This is a genomic window from Rhizobium ecuadorense (assembly GCF_001187535.1).
GTDB classification, from domain to species: domain Bacteria; phylum Pseudomonadota; class Alphaproteobacteria; order Rhizobiales; family Rhizobiaceae; genus Rhizobium; species Rhizobium ecuadorense.
In genome coordinates, this window is the sequence record NZ_LFIO01001109.1 from 1 (window position 1) to 848 (window position 848).

The 848-nt window shown below is 58.1% G+C and carries 1 protein-coding gene and 1 pseudogene; both read left to right on the forward strand.

Annotated features, from left to right (window positions below; all coding sequences use genetic code 11):
• The first annotated feature begins 169 nt into the window (after window positions 1-169).
• A complete protein-coding gene (locus tag AF337_RS24210) occupies window positions 170-643 on the forward strand; it encodes an Hsp20 family protein (protein WP_049734155.1) in 474 nt (157 codons plus the stop codon).
• 72 nt (window positions 644-715) lie between these two features.
• Window positions 716-848 (forward strand): annotated as a pseudogene (locus tag AF337_RS45575) (DUF982 domain-containing protein); the annotation flags it as partial.

An 848-nucleotide genomic window follows, 5' to 3' on the forward strand; every position in this document is an offset into this window, starting at 1 on the left:
CAAAAACCGGCGCCCGCGAGAACGAGCAATTTTTCCCGCGTCGGCTCTTGAATCCCGAAAACCGAAAAACCAAATCGATTGCCGCCAGCCGCTAAGACTGGGCTGGCCTTGCTAGGAGCGCCGTCTTTCGGCGCTTCCGTACCCATGTTGCTTCAAGGAGAATATGGCTATGGCAACATCTCACGACTATGCACCTCTGTTCCGTTCGACCGTCGGGTTCGATCGAGTCTTCAATCTTCTCGAAAGCGCCCAGCGCGCCCGCTCGATCAGCGACTGGCCGCCCTATGACATCGTCAAAACGGGTGATGACAGCTATCGGATTTCGGTTGCGGTGGCAGGCTTTGCTCAGGATGATCTCGACATCACCTTCCAGTCCAACCTTCTCACCGTCATCGGTAAGAAGCAGGAGGTGGCCACCGACGGCTACCTGCATCGCGGCATCGCCGGCCGGCCGTTCGAACACCGCTTTGAGCTTGCCGATCATGTTCGGGTCGATGGAGCCGATCTGAGCAATGGTCTCCTGTCGATCCAACTTGTCCGTGAGATCCCGGAGGCTCTGAAGCCGCGGAAAATCGCCATCCAGAGCGCGTCCGCTTTGAACTTGGCGGCTCCCGTGCAGATCGAAGCGCAGAAGGCGGCTTAACCCGCATTATTCAAGAACAGGGCGCCGTCGCTACGGCGCCCATCGACATTCCGGGTTGGGAAGGAGAGAGCTATGAAACCCGATATGTTCACACAACCTGTGCCTATCCTTGTTGGCCTTGGTTTTCCGGCCAAGATCCGCAGCGTGATCGACGCCTACAGGCATCTTTCCGAGTGGCCTCCCTCGCTCAGGGATGCCGCGCATT

Coding starts and splice junctions, on each gene's coding strand:
- AF337_RS24210 (WP_049734155.1), top strand. CDS start 170: ATGGCAACATCTCACGACTATGCACCTCTGTTCCGTTCGACCGTCGGG.